This is a genomic window from Georgenia sp. 311 (genome assembly GCF_006151955.1).
Classification (GTDB): Bacteria; Actinomycetota; Actinomycetes; order Actinomycetales; family Actinomycetaceae; genus Oceanitalea; species Oceanitalea wutianyii.
Window position 1 is genome coordinate 12,190 of the sequence record NZ_VDFS01000024.1, and the last position, 14,052, is coordinate 26,241.

General features: G+C 67.8%; 22 protein-coding genes. All 22 read right to left on the reverse strand.

Annotated elements, in window-relative coordinates; all coding sequences use genetic code 11:
• Positions 1–35: 35 nt before the first annotated feature.
• On the reverse strand, positions 36–410 hold the full coding sequence (gene rplR, locus FHE66_RS04680; RefSeq protein WP_139071832.1) for a 50S ribosomal protein L18: 375 nt from the start codon (positions 408–410) through the stop codon (positions 36–38).
• On the reverse strand, positions 410–949 hold the full coding sequence (rplF, locus tag FHE66_RS04685) for a 50S ribosomal protein L6 (RefSeq protein ID WP_139071833.1): 540 nt from the start codon (positions 947–949) through the stop codon (positions 410–412). Before rplF ends, rplR begins: the two co-directional genes overlap by 1 nt.
• Before the next feature lie 19 nt (positions 950–968).
• Positions 969–1,367: a 30S ribosomal protein S8 gene (gene rpsH, locus FHE66_RS04690; protein ID WP_139071834.1), complete on the reverse strand. Its 399-nt coding sequence runs from the start codon at positions 1,365–1,367 to the stop codon at positions 969–971.
• A 58-nt stretch (positions 1,368–1,425) separates the two neighbouring features.
• Complete coding sequence (locus FHE66_RS04695) at positions 1,426–1,611, reverse strand: type Z 30S ribosomal protein S14 (RefSeq protein WP_110852541.1); 186 nt, start codon at positions 1,609–1,611, stop codon at positions 1,426–1,428.
• Position 1,612: 1 nt separating this feature from the next.
• The gene (gene rplE / locus FHE66_RS04700; protein ID WP_139071835.1) at positions 1,613–2,182 is read right to left on the reverse strand and encodes a 50S ribosomal protein L5; all 570 of its coding nucleotides are present in this window, start codon (positions 2,180–2,182) and stop codon (positions 1,613–1,615) included.
• A gap of 1 nt (position 2,183) precedes the next feature.
• Positions 2,184–2,525 (reverse strand): 50S ribosomal protein L24, encoded by a 342-nt coding sequence (gene rplX, locus FHE66_RS04705; protein WP_139071836.1) that lies wholly within the window; start codon positions 2,523–2,525, stop codon positions 2,184–2,186.
• A 1-nt stretch (position 2,526) separates the two neighbouring features.
• On the reverse strand, positions 2,527–2,895 hold the full coding sequence (rplN, locus tag FHE66_RS04710) for a 50S ribosomal protein L14 (RefSeq protein WP_139071837.1): 369 nt from the start codon (positions 2,893–2,895) through the stop codon (positions 2,527–2,529).
• Positions 2,896–3,035: 140 nt separating this feature from the next.
• A complete protein-coding gene (gene rpsQ, locus FHE66_RS04715) occupies positions 3,036–3,317 on the reverse strand; it encodes a 30S ribosomal protein S17 (protein WP_139071838.1) in 282 nt (93 codons plus the stop codon).
• Between the two features lie 5 nt (positions 3,318–3,322).
• Entirely contained in the window at positions 3,323–3,562 is a 240-nt protein-coding gene (gene rpmC / locus FHE66_RS04720; protein ID WP_139071839.1) for a 50S ribosomal protein L29, read from the reverse strand.
• A complete protein-coding gene (gene rplP, locus FHE66_RS04725; RefSeq protein WP_139071840.1) occupies positions 3,562–3,981 on the reverse strand; it encodes a 50S ribosomal protein L16 in 420 nt (139 codons plus the stop codon). Before rplP ends, rpmC begins: the two co-directional genes overlap by 1 nt.
• 5 nt (positions 3,982–3,986) lie before the next feature.
• On the reverse strand, positions 3,987–4,799 hold the full coding sequence (rpsC, locus tag FHE66_RS04730; protein WP_139071841.1) for a 30S ribosomal protein S3: 813 nt from the start codon (positions 4,797–4,799) through the stop codon (positions 3,987–3,989).
• A complete protein-coding gene (gene rplV, locus FHE66_RS04735; RefSeq protein WP_139071842.1) occupies positions 4,799–5,194 on the reverse strand; it encodes a 50S ribosomal protein L22 in 396 nt (131 codons plus the stop codon). The genes rpsC and rplV overlap by 1 nt, the downstream gene beginning before the upstream one ends.
• Before the next feature lie 50 nt (positions 5,195–5,244).
• Positions 5,245–5,526, reverse strand: a complete 282-nt coding sequence (gene rpsS / locus FHE66_RS04740; RefSeq protein ID WP_122824923.1) for a 30S ribosomal protein S19 — start codon at positions 5,524–5,526, stop codon at positions 5,245–5,247.
• Positions 5,527–5,544: 18 nt separating this feature from the next.
• Positions 5,545–6,381 carry a 50S ribosomal protein L2 gene (gene rplB, locus FHE66_RS04745; RefSeq protein WP_139071843.1) on the reverse strand — a complete coding sequence of 279 codons (837 nt, stop codon included), beginning with the start codon at positions 6,379–6,381 and terminating at the stop codon, positions 5,545–5,547.
• 34 nt (positions 6,382–6,415) lie between these two features.
• A complete protein-coding gene (rplW, locus tag FHE66_RS04750) occupies positions 6,416–6,721 on the reverse strand; it encodes a 50S ribosomal protein L23 (protein WP_139071844.1) in 306 nt (101 codons plus the stop codon).
• Positions 6,718–7,371, reverse strand: a complete 654-nt coding sequence (rplD, locus tag FHE66_RS04755; protein WP_139071845.1) for a 50S ribosomal protein L4 — start codon at positions 7,369–7,371, stop codon at positions 6,718–6,720. Before rplD ends, rplW begins: the two co-directional genes overlap by 4 nt.
• A gap of 2 nt (positions 7,372–7,373) precedes the next feature.
• Positions 7,374–8,042, reverse strand: a complete 669-nt coding sequence (rplC, locus tag FHE66_RS04760) for a 50S ribosomal protein L3 (protein WP_139071846.1) — start codon at positions 8,040–8,042, stop codon at positions 7,374–7,376.
• 11 nt (positions 8,043–8,053) lie between these two features.
• Positions 8,054–8,362: a 30S ribosomal protein S10 gene (rpsJ, locus tag FHE66_RS04765; RefSeq protein WP_110852528.1), complete on the reverse strand. Its 309-nt coding sequence runs from the start codon at positions 8,360–8,362 to the stop codon at positions 8,054–8,056.
• A 1,090-nt stretch (positions 8,363–9,452) separates the two neighbouring features.
• The gene (tuf, locus tag FHE66_RS04770; protein WP_139071847.1) at positions 9,453–10,646 is read right to left on the reverse strand and encodes an elongation factor Tu; all 1,194 of its coding nucleotides are present in this window, start codon (positions 10,644–10,646) and stop codon (positions 9,453–9,455) included.
• A gap of 117 nt (positions 10,647–10,763) precedes the next feature.
• Positions 10,764–12,866: an elongation factor G gene (gene fusA / locus FHE66_RS04775; protein WP_139071848.1), complete on the reverse strand. Its 2,103-nt coding sequence runs from the start codon at positions 12,864–12,866 to the stop codon at positions 10,764–10,766.
• Between the two features lie 48 nt (positions 12,867–12,914).
• Positions 12,915–13,385, reverse strand: coding sequence for a 30S ribosomal protein S7 (gene rpsG, locus FHE66_RS04780; RefSeq protein ID WP_139071849.1), 471 nt, complete (start codon positions 13,383–13,385; stop codon positions 12,915–12,917).
• Positions 13,385–13,759, reverse strand: coding sequence for a 30S ribosomal protein S12 (gene rpsL / locus FHE66_RS04785; RefSeq protein WP_110852524.1), 375 nt, complete (start codon positions 13,757–13,759; stop codon positions 13,385–13,387). Before rpsL ends, rpsG begins: the two co-directional genes overlap by 1 nt.
• Positions 13,760–14,052: the final 293 nt, after the last annotated feature.

Below are 14,052 nucleotides of genomic sequence, written 5' to 3' on the forward strand. Positions count from 1 at the left end.
TCAGATGTTCCTTTGCTCTCGTACGTTCACGCGGGTCACAGGGCGAGCCCGCCCTCGCGCGCACCTTCGGCGACGGCCGCGACACGACCGTGGTACTTGTTCCCGGCGCGGTCGAACACGGCGACCTCGATGCCGGCAGCCTTGGCCCGCTCGGCCAGGAGCTCACCGACGCGGCGTGCCTTGGCGACCTTCTCGTCGCTGGACGCACGCAGGTCGGCCTCGAGGGTCGAGGCGGAGGCGATCGTCGTACCGGTGGTGTCGTCCACGAGCTGCGCGACCATGTGGCGCGCCGAACGGGTGACGACGAGCCGCGGACGCGCCGCGGTGCCGGAGATGTGCTTGCGGACACGCATGTGACGGCGCGTCCGAGCGGCGTTCTTGCCCTTCGCCCTCTTGACGGTGACAGCCATCACTTACCTGCCTTTCCGGCCTTGCGGCGGACCTGCTCGCCGGCGTAGCGCACACCCTTGCCCTTGTAGGGCTCGGGCTTGCGGATCTTGCGGATGTTCGCGGCGACCTCGCCGACCTGCTGCTTGTCGATCCCGGAGACCGTGAGCTTGGTCGGGGCGTCGACGGTGACCGTGATGCCCTCCGGCGGGTTGATGACCACCGGGTGGGAGAAGCCGAGCGCGAGCTCGACCGAGCTGCCCTTGGCGACGGCGCGGTAACCCGTGCCGACGATCTCGAGCTTGCGCTCGTAGCCCTGCGTCACACCCGTGACGAGGTTGGAGATGAGCGTGCGGGTGAGGCCGTGCAGCGACCGCGACTCGCGCTCGTCGTTCGGCCGACTCACCAGGATCGCGCCATCGTCGTCGCGAACGACCGTGATGGGCTCGGGGACCGTGTGGGACAGGGTGCCCTTGGGACCCTTGACCGTCACGAGACGCCCCTCGATGGTGACGTCGACGCCTGCAGGAACCGGGACCGGGACCTTTCCGATGCGGGACATAGTGTCTACTCCTTCCCGATCACCAGACGTAGGCGAGGACTTCCCCGCCAACGCCCTTGGTCTGAGCCTCGCGGTCCGTGAGGAGTCCGGAGGAGGTGGACAGGATGGCCACACCGAGGCCGCCGAGAACGCGCGGCAGGTTGGTCGACTTGGCGTACACGCGCAGTCCCGGCTTGGAGACGCGGCGCACGCCGGCGAGCGAACGCTCGCGCTGCGGGCCGAACTTCAGCTGCAGGGTGAGGTTCTTGCCCACGGGCGCGTCCTCGACCTCCCAGCCGGCGATGTAACCCTCGGTCTTGAGGATCTCGGCGATGTTCGCCTTGAGCTTGGAGTACGGCATGGTCACCGACTCGTGGTACGCCGAGTTGGCGTTACGCAGACGCGTGAGCATGTCTGCGATCGGGTCTGTCATTGTCATCGGGGCCTTGGCCCTTCCTCGTCGTGGTTTCCGGTCGCCGGACCTACGACGTAGTCGTTTACCAGCTGCTCTTCGTGATGCCCGGGAGCTGGCCCGCAAGGGCCATCTCGCGCAGGCAGATGCGGCACAGGCCGAACTTGCGGTAGACCGAGTGCGGCCGGCCGCACCGCTGGCACCGGGTGTAGGCGCGCACCGCGAACTTGGGCTTGCGGTTCGCCTTCTGGATCAGGGCGGTCTTCGCCACGTCAGTTCTCCTTGAACGGGAAGCCGAGGTGCTTGAGCAGCGAGCGGGCCTCGTCATCGGTCTTGGCCGTGGTGACGACCGTGATGTCCATGCCGCGCACGCGGTCGATCTTGTCCTGGTCGATCTCGTGGAACATCGACTGCTCGTTGAGACCGAAGGTGTAGTTGCCGTTCCCGTCGAACTGCTTGGGCGAGAGCCCACGGAAGTCGCGGATACGGGGCAGGGCGATCGACAGCAGGCGGTCGAGGAACTCCCACATGCGGTCGCCGCGCAGCGTGACGTGGGCGCCGATCGGCTGACCCTCACGGAGCTTGAACTGGGCGATCGACTTGCGGGCCTTCGTCACCTGCGGCTTCTGGCCGGTGATGAGGCCGAGGTCGCGAATGGCGCCCTCGATGAGCTTGGAGTCGCGAGCCGCGTCCCCGACACCCATGTTGACGACGACCTTGGTCAGCGTCGGGACCTCGTTGATGTTCCCGTGCTGGAACTCCTCGCGCAGGGCGCTACGGATCTCCTCGCGGTAACGGAGCTTGAGCCGCGGGCTCGTGGTTGCGGTGGTGGTCTCAGTCATCTCAGATGTCCTTACCGGAGCGCTTGGCCACGCGGACACGCTGCGTGCGCTCCACGCCGTCGCGCTCGACCGTCTCGGTGCGAATCCCGACCCGGGTGCCCTTCTTGGTCTCCGGGTCGACGACCATGACGTTGCTGACGTGGATCGGGGCCTCGATCGTCTCGATGCCACCGGTGCGCGCGCCCCGGCCGGACTGGCCGACCTTGGTGTGGCGCTTCATGCGCTGGACACCCTCGACGACGACGCGCGAGCGCTCGACGTCGACCTCGAGCACACGGCCCTGCTTGCCCTTGTCACGGCCTGCGATGACGACCACGAGGTCGCCCTTCTTGATCCGTGCCATGTCAGATCACCTCCGGAGCGAGGGAGACGATGCGCATGAACTTCTTGTCGCGCAGCTCGCGGCCCACGGGGCCGAAGATGCGGGTTCCGCGCGGCTCGCCGTCGGCCTTGAGGATGACGGCGGCGTTCTCGTCGAAGCGGATGTAGGACCCGTCCGGGCGGCGACGCTGCTTCGTGGTGCGCACGACGACCGCCTTGACGACATCGCCCTTCTTCACGTTGCCGCCGGGGATGGCGTCCTTGACGGTGGCGACGATGACGTCACCGATACCGGCGTAGCGCCGGCCGGAGCCTCCGAGCACACGGACGCAGAGGATCTCCTTCGCGCCGGTGTTGTCGGCGACCTTGAGTCGCGACTCCTGCTGGATCACTGGTTTCTCCTTGTCGACCTGGTTCTCGCGTGCTGCGCGAGCCTTGGTGAACTAGTTCTCTTCACAGCTCGGTCCGGCTGCCGCCGGGCTGCCTGTCTGTTCCACCTGGCCGGGCGGGCCCGGCCAGGTGGGTCGGCGGGTTACTTCGCCTTCTCGACGATCTCGAGGAGACGCCAGCGCTTGGTCGCGCTCAGCGGCCGGGTCTCCATGATGCGAACGAGGTCGCCGACGCCGGCCGAGTTGGTCTCGTCGTGCGCCTTGACCTTGCTGGTGCGGCGGATGACCTTGCCGTACAGCGGGTGCTTGACGCGGTCCTCGACCTCGACGACGACGGTCTTGTCCATCTTGTCGGACACGACGTAGCCACGGCGAACCTTGCGGTCGTTGCGCTCAGTGGTGGTCTCTGCGGTGTTCTCGCTCATATCGATCACTTCTCGCTGCTGGGCGCGGTGCGGATGCCGAGCTCGCGCTCGTGCACGATGGTGTAGATGCGGGCGATGTCACGCCGCACAGCCTTGAGCCGACCGTGGTCCTCCAGCTGTCCGGTTGCCGAGGAGAAACGGAGCTTGAACAGCTCCTCCTTGGCCTCGGCAAGCTTCTCGGCCAGGGTCTCGTCGGTCATCTCGTCCAGGTCGACCGGGGTCATGCCCTTCGAACCGATAGCCATCAGCCTTCACCACCCTCACGGCGCACAAAACGGGTCTTCATCGGGAGCTTGTGCTGCGCGCGGGACAGTGCCTCGCGGGCGAGCTCCTCGGGGACGCCGGCCAGCTCGAAGAGCACACGGCCGGGCTTGACGTTGGCCACCCACCACTCGGGCGAACCCTTACCGGAACCCATGCGGGTCTCGGCCGGCTTCTTGGTGAGCGGGCGGTCTGGGAAGACGTTGATCCACACCTTGCCGCCACGCTTGATGTGACGGGTCATGGCGATACGGGCGGCCTCGATCTGCCGGTTGGTGACGTAGGCCGGCTCGAGAGCCTGGATGCCGTAGTCACCGAAGGCGATCTCGGTGCCACCCTTGGAGACGCCGGAGCGCTTGGGGTGGTGCTGCTTGCGGAACTTGGTCCGCCGGGGGATGAGCATCTCGCTCAGGCCTCCGTTCCTGACTCGGCGGGGGCGGCGTCCTGCGGAGCGGACGCGCCCTCGGTCTGCTCGGACCGGGGACCGCGACCCTCGGGACGACGGCCACGCGGCCGGTCACCGGCGGCGGCACGGCCACGGCCACGGGGAGCGGCGTCGGCCTGCTCGCGAGCGAACTCGCGCTCGGTCTGGTCGCCCTTGTAGATCCACACCTTGACGCCGATGCGGCCGAAGGTGGTGCGGGCCTCGAAGAAGCCGTAGTCGATGTTCGCGCGGAGGGTGTGCAGCGGCACGCGGCCCTCGCGGTAGAACTCCGAGCGGGACATCTCGGCGCCGCCGAGACGGCCGGAGCACTGGACCCGGATGCCCTTGGCGCCAGCGCGCTGGGCGGACTGCATGCCCTTGCGCATCGCACGGCGGAAGGACACGCGGCTCGCGAGCTGCTCGGCGATGCCCTGGGCGACGAGCTGAGCGTCGATCTCGGGGTTCTTGACCTCGAGGATGTTCAGCTGCACCTGCTTGCCCGTGAGCTTCTCCAGCTCGCCGCGCAGGCGGTCGGCCTCGGCGCCGCGGCGACCGATGACGATGCCCGGACGCGCGGTGTGCAGGTCGACGCGGACCCGGTCACGGGTGCGCTCGATGTCGACCTTGGAGATGCCGGCCCGCTCGAGGCCGGAGGCCATGAGCTTGCGGATGGCGACGTCCTCGCGGACGTAGTCCCGGTAGCGCTGACCAGGCTTGGTGCTGTCAGCGAACCACCGGGAACGGTGGTCCGTGGTGATGCCGAGCCGGAACCCGGTCGGGTTGACCTTCTGACCCACTAGCGGGTCCTCCCCTTCGTTCCAGCGGCGGAAGAGCTCGCGCCGTCGTTGTCGTCGCCCACGTAGACCGTGATGTGGCTGGTCCGCTTGAGGATGCGGCTCGCGCTGCCCTTGGCACGCGGCCGGAAACGCTTGAGCGTCGGACCCTCGTCCACGTAAGCAGCGCTGATGACGAGAGCGTTCTCGTCGAACGCCTCGCCGGCCTGGTCAGCCTTGACGCGCGCGTTGGCGATCGCGCTCTCCACGACCTTACGCACCGTCTCGGCAACCGCCTGGGGGGCGAACTGCAGCACCGTCACGGCCTCGGTGGCGCGCTGTCCACGGATGGTGTCCACGACGCGCCGAGCCTTGAGGGGCGTGACGCGCACATATCGCGCCTGCGCCTTGGCTTCCATCATTCCTGCCTTACTTGTCGGATGTTCGGGTTGCTGGGTTGCCTGTCGCCTCAGCGGCGACGGGCCTTGCGGTCGTCCTTGTCGTGCCCGCGGTAGGTGCGGGTCGGGGCGAACTCCCCCAGCTTGTGGCCGACCATCGACTCGGTGACGAAGACCGGGACGTGCTTGCGGCCGTCGTGGACCGCGAAGGTGTGGCCCAGGAAGTCGGGCGTGATGACCGACCGTCGGGACCAGGTCTTGATGACGTTCTTGGAGCCGGTCTCGTTCGCGGCGTCCACCTTCTTGAGCAGGTGGCCGTCGACGAAGGGACCCTTCTTCAGGCTGCGAGGCATCTCGTCGTACTCCTACTCTCAGCGCTTCTTGCCGGTGCGCCGGCGGCGCACGATGAGCTGGTCGCTCGGCTTGTTCGGACGGCGGGTCCGGCCCTCGACCTGACCCCAGGGGCTGACCGGGTGGCGACCACCGGAGGTCTTGCCCTCACCACCACCGTGGGGGTGGTCGACAGGGTTCATCGCGACACCACGGACGGTCGGGCGCTTGCCCTTCCAGCGCATGCGGCCGGCCTTGCCCCAGTTGATGTTGGACTGCTCGGCGTTGCCGACCTCGCCGATGGTGGCGCGGCAGCGGGAGTCGACCATGCGGATCTCGCCCGAGGGCATACGCAGCGTGGCCATCGTGCCCTCGCGGGCGACGAGCTGGACCGAGGCACCCGCGGAGCGGGCGATCTTGGCGCCGCCGCCCGGCTTGAGCTCGATCGCGTGGATGACCGTGCCGACGGGGATGTTGCGCAGCGGCAGGTTGTTGCCCGGCTTGATGTCGGCCCCGGGGCCGTTCTCGATGACCGCGCCCTGCGTCAGCTTGTTCGGCGCGATGATGTAGCGCTTCTCGCCGTCGGCGTAGTGCAGGAGCGCGATGCGCGCGGTGCGGTTGGGGTCGTACTCGATGTGAGCGACCTTCGCGGGGACGCCGTCCTTGTCGTGGCGACGGAAGTCGATGACGCGGTAGGCGCGCTTGTGGCCGCCACCCTTGTGACGGGTGGTGATGCGGCCGGTGCTGTTGCGCCCGCCGCTCTTGCTCAGCGGGCGGACCAGCGACTTCTCCGGCTGCGACCGGGTGATCTCGACGAAGTCGGCCACGCTCGAGCCGCGGCGGCCCGGCGACGTCGGCTTGTACTTACGGATTGCCATGGGTGTCGATCCTCAATCTCTCCAGTACGCGGCGTCAGCCGGCGACTTCACCGAAGATGTCGATGGTGCCCTCGCGCAGCGTCACGATGGCGCGCTTGGTGTCCTTGCGCTTGCCGAGGCCGGTACGGGTCCGCCGGGTCTTACCCTTGCGGTTGGCCGTGTTCACCGAGCTGACCTTGACTCCGAAGATCGCCTCGACGGCGTTCTTGATCTCGGTCTTGTTCGAGCGCGGGTCGACGAGGAAGGTGTACTTCCCCTCGTCGATGAGGCTGTAGCTCTTCTCCGAGACCACCGGGGCGACGATGACGTCCCGGGGGTTCTTGTTGTGCTCGACGCTCACTTGTCATCCTCCTCGCGCGAACCCGCACCGAGGAGCTCCTCGAGAGCGGCGGCGGTGAACACGACGTCGTCGTTGACGAGGACGTCGTAGGTGTTCAGCTGGTCGACCCAGATGAGGTGGGTGCTGGGCACGTTGCGCAGCGACTTGACCGTGAGCTCGTCGTCACGACGGACCACGATGAGCGCGCTGCGGTCCTCGACGATGTTGCGCAGCGCGGTGAGCGCGGCGGCGGTCGAGGGGGTCTCGGCGGAGACGAGCGAGCTGACGACGTGCACGCGGCCGGCGCGGGCCCGGTCGGAGAGGGCGCCACGGAGGGCGGCAGCCTTCATCTTCTTGGGGGTGCGCTGGGTGTAGTCGCGCGGCACCGGGCCGTGGACGACGCCACCGCCGGCGTACTGCGGAGCGCGGGTCGAGCCCTGACGGGCGCGGCCGGTGCCCTTCTGGCGGTACGGCTTGCGACCACCACCGCGGACCTCGCCGCGGGTCTTGGTCTTCGCGGTGCCCTGACGCGCTGCGGCGAGCTGGGCGACGACGACCTGGTGGATCAGCGGAACGTTCGTGGGGACGTCGAAGATGGCGGCAGGCAGCTCGGCGGAGCCGGTCTTCTTGCCTGCGGCATCCAGGACATCCACGGTCTGGGTGTCAGCCATGGTCACGCCCCCTTCACGGCGGTACGGACGACCACGACGCCGTGCTTCGGGCCCGGGACCGCGCCGGTGATCAGCAGCAGGCCCTTCTCGACGTCGACGGCGTGGATCTTGAGGTTCTGGGTGGTCTGGCGCTTGTTGCCCATGCGACCGGCCATGCGCAGACCCTTGAAGACGCGACCCGGGGTCGAGGCCCCGCCGATCGAGCCGGGCTTGCGGTGGTTGCGGTGCGCACCGTGGGAGGCACCGACGCCGGAGAAGCCGTGGCGCTTCATGACGCCCGCGGTTCCCTTGCCCTTGGTGGTGCCGATGACGTCGACGACGGTGCCGGCCTCGAACGCGTCCGCACGCAGCTCCTGACCGACGGAGAACCCGTCGGCCTCAGAGGTGCGGATCTCCGCGACGTAGCGGCGCGGCGTCGTGCCCGCCTTCTCGAAGTGGCCCTTGAGGGGCTGGGTGACCTTGCGCGGGTCGATCTCGCCGAAGGCCAGCTGGACGGCGCTGTAGCCGTCGGTCTCCTCGGTACGAAGCTGGGTCACCACGTTGGTGCCGACCTGCACGACCGTGACGGGAACGAGGCGCCCTGCCTCGTCCCACACCTGGGTCATGCCGAGCTTCGTGCCGAGCAGCGCCGTGACCGGCGTGCCCGCAGCCTGCTTGGTAAAGGTAGTCATTTGCGGGAACCTCAGAGCTTGATCTCGATGTTGACGTCAGCGGGCAGGTCGAGCCGCATGAGCGAGTCAACGGCCTTCGGCGTCGGGTCGATGATGTCGATGAGGCGCTTGTGAGTGCGCATCTCGAACTGCTCGCGGCTGTCCTTGTACTTGTGCGGTGAGCGAATGACGACGAAGACGTTCTTCTCCGTCGGCAGCGGCACCGGACCCACGACCGTCGCACCAGCGCGAGTCACCGTGTCGACGATCTTGCGCGCCGAGCTGTCGATGACTTCGTGGTCGTAGGACTTGAGCCTGATGCGGATCTTCTGTCCCGCCATGGCGTCGTCTAACCTCTCTCGTACCGCTCTGTTACCGTCCCCCGCGCTCGGGCGTGTCGCCTGTGACGCTCACACCTGACCGCGGCGCATCGTCGATGCGGGGCCCTTGTACTTGCTGTGGAGCCTGGGCTCGGGGCCCGACTCGGATCTTTGCTCGGGACACTCGGTCCCAGGCAACCGGAACAGTCTGCCAGACCGACACGCCGCATGGCGAATCGAGTCCGGCGAACGCCGGTGTGTTCTTGGTCATCGGGGAAACGCGGAGCTCCCCGACGAGGTGTGCTGCGGCCGGCTGCCCGACGCGCGGGCCAGCGTGACCGCGGCCAACGACAAACTCTACCAGCCCGCGCGCCTCCTTGACGAGACGCCCTCCCGTGACCTCGCCCACCAACCCCGCCAACCCCGCCGACCCTCACCCCGGCCCCCACAGGCCTCCCCCGCCCCCACACCGCCCTCCCCCGCCCCACACCTACACCGCCCTCCCCCGCGACAGCCGAGTTCCGCGCGACAGCCGACTTCCGCGCGAGAGCGGACTTCCGCGCGAGAGCGGACTTCCGTGCGAGAGCGGACTTCCGCGCGACAGCCGACTTCCGCGCGAGAGCGGACTTCCGAGCGCGAGCTGACTGCCTGCGAGGTCGCACATTCCGTTCACGGGTGCACTGATGTTTCGAACGACCTCGGACGGAACGTACGAAGCGGGCACCCGCACCTCACTGAGGCCATAGCAGTACCGTGCCGGCCTGCCTGCGGTCCGTGGCCTCGTCCGGAGCACCGCTCGAGCGAAGAAGCCCGCTCACGCCCGCAGCTCCGTTGTTGCGCACGATCCAGCTCTCGCGACAAAATCCCGCTCTCGTGCAGAAGTCGGCTGTCGCACAGAAGTCGGCTGTCGCGCAGAAGTCGGCTGTCGGCGCGGGGGTGCTGGCCGGGGGGCCTGGGGGGCCCCGTGGGGAGGCGGGTGCTCGGGGGCGTGCCCGGCTGGGGCTTGGGGTGTCCGGAGCCTCAGCGGGGGGCTTGGGCAGAAAGGGCGAAGGGCCCGGCGAGCGGTGCTCGCCGAGCCCTTCGGGGTGCCGGACTCACGTCCGGCGGGAGATCACTTGAGGATCTTGGTGACGCGGCCGGAGCCAACGGTGCGGCCACCCTCACGGATGGCGAAGCCGAGGCCCTCCTCCATCGCGATCGGCTGGATGAGGCTGACCGTCATCTCGGTGTTGTCGCCGGGCATGACCATCTCGGTGCCCTCGGGCAGCTGGATGACGCCGGTGACGTCGGTGGTGCGGAAGTAGAACTGCGGACGGTAGTTCGAGTAGAACGGGTTGTGACGCCCGCCCTCGTCCTTGTTGAGGATGTAGACCTGGGCCTCGAAGTCGGTGTGCGGGGTGATGGAACCCGGCTTGCACACGACCTGGCCGCGCTCGACGTCCTCGCGCTTGATGCCGCGCAGGAGCAGACCGACGTTCTCGCCGGCCTCGGCGGTGTCGAGGAGCTTGCGGAACATCTCGACGCCGGTGACGGTCGTCTTGAGGTTCTTCTCCTTGATGCCGACGATCTCGACCTCGTCGTTGACCTTGAGCGTGCCACGCTCGACACGACCGGTGACCACGGTGCCGCGGCCGGTGATCGTGAAGACGTCCTCGATGGGCATGAGGAACGGCTTGTCGACGTCACGCTCGGGGGTCGGGACGTTCTCGTCCACGGCGTCCATGAGCTCCTCGACGGCGGCGACCCACTTCGGGTCACCCTCGAGGGCCTTGAGCGCGGAGACGCGCACGACGGGGGCGTCGTCGCCGGGGAAGCCCTGGCTGGAGAGCAGGTCGCGGACCTCGACCTCGACGAGCTCGAGGATCTCCTCGTCGTCGACCATGTCGGACTTGTTCAGCGCGACGAGGACGTAGGGCACGCCGACCTGGCGGGCGAGCAGGACGTGCTCACGCGTCTGGGCCATCGGACCGTCGGTCGCGGCGACCACGAGGATCGCGCCGTCCATCTGGGCGGCACCGGTGATCATGTTCTTGATGTAGTCCGCGTGACCGGGAGCGTCGACGTGAGCGTAGTGACGCTTCTCCGTCTGGTACTCGACGTGCGAGACGTTGATCGTGATACCGCGCTGACGCTCCTCGGGAGCGTTGTCGACCTGGTCGAACGGGGTGAACTCGTTCAGGTCCGGGTACTTGTCCGCCAGCACCTTCGAGATGGCCGCGGTCAGCGTCGTCTTACCGTGGTCGACGTGACCGATCGTGCCGATGTTGACGTGCGGCTTGGTCCGCTCGAACTTGGCCTTCGCCACTTGTGTCCTCCTGGGACTCGGGTAGTTGTCTGCTCTCAACAGGTGCGGATGCGCCTGCGGGGAGCGAGCCCTACGGGTCGGTTGTTTAACGGGTACTGCTGGATCGACCTGTGGGACTCACTCGCCCCGGGTCTTCTTGATGATCTCCTCGGCAACGTTCCGAGGGACCTCGGCGTAGCTGTCGAACTGCATCGAGTACACCGCGCGGCCCTGCGTCTTGGAACGCAGGTCACCGACGTAGCCGAACATCTCGGACAGCGGCACCAGGGCGCGAACGACCTTGATGCCGGTCGCGTCCGTCATGGACTGGATCATCCCACGACGGGAGTTGAGGTCGCCGATGACGTCACCCATGTACTCCTCGGGCGTACGCACCTCGACGTCCATGACCGGCTCGAGGAGGACGGGGTCCGCCTTGCGGACGCCCTCCTTCAGCACCATCGACCCGGCGATCTTGAAGGCCATCTCCGAGGAGTCGACCTCGTGGTAGGCGCCGTCGAGCAGGGTGGCCTTAATACCCACGAGCGGGTAGCCGGCGAGCACACCGTTCTGCATCGCGTCCTGCATACCGGCGTCGACGCTGGGGATGTACTCACGCGGGATGCGGCCACCGGTGACCTTGTTCTCGAACTCGTACAGCTCGCCCTCGGCAGTGTCGAGGGGCTCGAGGGTCACCTGGACCTTCGCGAACTGGCCGGAGCCACCGGTCTGCTTCTTGTGCGTGTAGTCGATCTTCTCCACCTTGCGGCGGATGGTCTCGCGGTAGGCGACCTGCGGCTTGCCGACGTTCGCCTCGACCTTGAACTCGCGACGCATGCGGTCGACGAGGACGTCGAGGTGAAGCTCGCCCATGCCGCCGAGGACGGTCTGGCCGGTCTCCTCGTCCAGGCGGACGGTGAAGGTCGGGTCCTCCTCGGCGAGCTTCTGGATCGCGGTGCCGAGCTTCTCCTGGTCACCCTTGGTCTTGGGCTCCACGGCCACGTGGATCACGGGCTCGGGGAAGCTCATCGACTCGAGGACGATCGGGGCGTCCTGGGCGCACAGGGTGTCACCGGTGGTGGTGTCCTTGAGGCCGATGAACGCGTAGATGTGGCCCGCGTGGGCCTCCTCGACCGGGTTCTCCTTGTTGGAGTGCATCTGGAAGAGCTTGCCGACGCGCTCCTTCTTGCCCTTGGTCGAGTTGAGGACCTGGGCGCCCTGCGAGGCGGTACCGGAGTACACGCGGACGTAGGTGAGCTTGCCGAAGAACGGGTGCACCGCGACCTTGAAGGCCAGCGCGGAGAACGGCTCGTCCTCGCTCGGCCGGCGGATGAGGATCTCCTCCTCGTTGCCGACGGCGTGGCCCTCGACGGCGGGGACGTCGAGCGGGGAGGGCAGGTAGTCCAGGACGGCGTCGAGGATGGGCTGCACGCCCTTGTTCTTGAACGCCGAGCCACAGAAGACCGGGAAGGCCTCACCGGTGACCGTGAGGGCGCGGACGCCCTTCTTGATCTCCTCGATGGAGAGCTCCTCGCCGCCGAGGTACTTGTCGAGCAGCGCCTCGTCGGACTCGGCGACCTGCTCGATGAGCTCGGAGCGGTACTTCTCCACGAGGTCGACGAGGTCCGCGGGGATCTCCTCGATCGCGTAGTCCTCGCCCTTCTGCACCTCGCCACGCCACGTGAGCGCGCGCCGGTGCACAACGTCGACGACGCCGATGAAGTCGGACTCGGAGCCGATCGGCACCTGCATGACCAGCGGCTTCGCCTTGAGGCGGTCCTTGATGGTCTGCACGGTGAAGAAGAAGTCCGCGCCGAGCTTGTCCATCTTGTTGACGAAGCAGATCCGCGGGACGTTGTACTTGTCGGCCTGCCGCCACACGGTCTCCGACTGGGGCTCGACGCCCTCCTTGCCGTCGAACACCGCGACGGCCCCGTCGAGCACGCGCAGGGAGCGCTCCACCTCGACGGTGAAGTCGACGTGACCCGGGGTGTCGATGATGTTGATCTGGTTGTCGCGCCAGAAGCAGGTCGTGGCGGCGGAGGTGATGGTGATACCCCGCTCCTGCTCCTGCTCCATCCAGTCCATCGTCGACGCGCCGTCGTGGGTCTCGCCGAGCTTGTAGTTGATGCCCGTGTAGAACAGGATCCGCTCGGTCGTCGTCGTCTTGCCGGCGTCGATGTGCGCCATGATGCCGATGTTGCGGACCCTGGTCAGGTCGGTCAGCACGTCAAGTGCCACAGGAGACTCTCTTCAGTCGATTGCGGGTGCAGGGCGAGGAGGCGGCGACTACCAGCGGTAGTGCGCGAAGGCCCGGTTGGACTCGGCCATCTTGTGGGTGTCCTCGCGACGCTTCACCGCGGCACCCAGACCGTTGGACGCGTCGAGGATCTCGTTCATGAGGCGCTCGGTCATCGTCTTCTCGCGGCGGGCGCGGGCGTAGTCCACGAGCCAGCGCAGGGCCAGCGTGGTGGCGCGGACCGGGCGGACCTCGACGGGGACCTGGTAGGTGGCGCCACCGACACGGCGGGAACGGACCTCGAGGGAGGGACGCACGTTCTCGAGCGCACGCTTGAGGACGACGGTGGGGTCACCGTCGGTCTTCTGACGAACGCCCTCGAGGGCGTCGTAGACGATCCGCTCGGCGGTCGACTTCTTGCCGTCCTTGAGGATGCGGTTGACGAGCTGCGTGACGACCGGGGACCCGTAGACCGGGTCGACCACGAGCGTCCGCTGCGGGGCGGGGCCCTTGCGCGGCATTACTTCTTCTCCTTCTTCGCGCCGTAACGGCTGCGAGCCTGCTGACGCCCACGGACACCCTGGGTGTCCAGTGCGCCGCGCACGATCTTGTAGCGAACGCCGGGCAGGTCCTTCACGCGCCCGCCGCGGACGAGCACGATGGAGTGCTCCTGGAGGTTGTGGCCGACGCCCGGGATGTAGGCCGTGACCTCGATCCCGCTGGACAGGCGCACACGTGCGACCTTGCGAAGGGCCGAGTTCGGCTTCTTCGGGGTCGTCGTGTACACACGGGTGCACACCCCGCGCCGCTGAGGGCTGCCCTTGAGGGCAGGCGTCTTCGACGTCGAGGTCTTGACGCTGCGGCCCTTGCGGACCAGCTGCTGAATCGTGGGCACTACGTCTCCGTCTCGGATGTGTTCTCTGCTTGATGTTCGCCCGGCGGACCGGGTGGGCCGCCGGCATGACACCGGGCGGCCTGACTGCCGACCCTGTCCCCCGCACTCGGGAGTGTCGCCGAGCCTGCGGTTCACACGCACGCACGAGGGACCCGATGTCGCGGGCACCGCCCAGTAGCGTACTCTGCGGCTGTTTATCGCGTCAAAGCGTGGCGGCTTGACGTCCGTCACGCCGGGTGGTCCGTGGGGCGGCCCGGAGGCCGCCCCACGGCCGGTGTCAGACTCCCCGGAAG

What these genes read in the sequence shown, in the direction of transcription:
- rplR (WP_139071832.1), bottom strand. Translation starts at nt 410, where the DNA reads ATGGCTGTCACCGTCAAGAGGGCGAAGGGCAAGAACGCCGCTCGGACG.
- rplF (WP_139071833.1), bottom strand. Translation starts at nt 949, where the DNA reads ATGTCCCGCATCGGAAAGGTCCCGGTCCCGGTTCCTGCAGGCGTCGAC.
- rpsH (WP_139071834.1), bottom strand. Translation starts at nt 1,367, where the DNA reads ATGACAATGACAGACCCGATCGCAGACATGCTCACGCGTCTGCGTAAC.
- rplE (WP_139071835.1), bottom strand. Translation starts at nt 2,182, where the DNA reads ATGACTGAGACCACCACCGCAACCACGAGCCCGCGGCTCAAGCTCCGT.
- rplX (WP_139071836.1), bottom strand. Translation starts at nt 2,525, where the DNA reads ATGGCACGGATCAAGAAGGGCGACCTCGTGGTCGTCATCGCAGGCCGT.
- rpsQ (WP_139071838.1), bottom strand. Translation starts at nt 3,317, where the DNA reads ATGAGCGAGAACACCGCAGAGACCACCACTGAGCGCAACGACCGCAAG.
- rpmC (WP_139071839.1), bottom strand. Translation starts at nt 3,562, where the DNA reads ATGGCTATCGGTTCGAAGGGCATGACCCCGGTCGACCTGGACGAGATG.
- rplP (WP_139071840.1), bottom strand. Translation starts at nt 3,981, where the DNA reads ATGCTCATCCCCCGGCGGACCAAGTTCCGCAAGCAGCACCACCCCAAG.
- rplV (WP_139071842.1), bottom strand. Translation starts at nt 5,194, where the DNA reads ATGGAAGCCAAGGCGCAGGCGCGATATGTGCGCGTCACGCCCCTCAAG.
- rpsS (WP_122824923.1), bottom strand. Translation starts at nt 5,526, where the DNA reads ATGCCTCGCAGCCTGAAGAAGGGTCCCTTCGTCGACGGCCACCTGCTC.
- rplB (WP_139071843.1), bottom strand. Translation starts at nt 6,381, where the DNA reads ATGGCAATCCGTAAGTACAAGCCGACGTCGCCGGGCCGCCGCGGCTCG.
- rplD (WP_139071845.1), bottom strand. Translation starts at nt 7,371, where the DNA reads ATGGCTGACACCCAGACCGTGGATGTCCTGGATGCCGCAGGCAAGAAG.
- rplC (WP_139071846.1), bottom strand. Translation starts at nt 8,042, where the DNA reads ATGACTACCTTTACCAAGCAGGCTGCGGGCACGCCGGTCACGGCGCTG.
- rpsJ (WP_110852528.1), bottom strand. Translation starts at nt 8,362, where the DNA reads ATGGCGGGACAGAAGATCCGCATCAGGCTCAAGTCCTACGACCACGAA.
- rpsG (WP_139071849.1), bottom strand. Translation starts at nt 13,385, where the DNA reads ATGCCGCGCAAGGGCCCCGCCCCGCAGCGGACGCTCGTGGTCGACCCG.